The organism is Dellaglioa sp. CoH-57-MRSF-17 (assembly GCF_056782015.1).
Map to the genome: position 1 here is coordinate 1 of NZ_JBXAXY010000138.1, position 272 is coordinate 272.

The 272-nt window shown below is 59.9% G+C and carries 1 protein-coding gene; it reads right to left on the minus strand.

Features of this window, described 5'->3' with window-relative positions; genetic code table 11:
- A partial coding sequence (locus tag AC1RPJ_RS08170; protein WP_481762909.1) for a hypothetical protein occupies positions 1–204 on the minus strand: 204 nt, incomplete at its 3' end.
- Positions 205–272: the final 68 nt, after the last annotated feature.

Genomic DNA, 272 nt, shown 5'->3' on the forward strand with positions numbered 1-272 from the left:
GTACAGCATGTAGCGCTGCGTCGGGCGCTTTTGCGCCGTGCGCCACAGCTGATATTGCCGCCACGCGTACTTCCACTGGCGATGCACTCGACGCGGGGCCACGATGCAGATAGGACCCTTCTCATTACGGGGGTGGTGCTGTTCGAGTGCAGCTACCACCTGAGCAAGCCGGTCGATCCGGTTGTTCGAAAGATCGAGTTCCATCAGCGAATCACCTTGATCGACACGTCACGCGGGTACACCAATTCCGTACGGCTCCAGCTGGTCTGTGC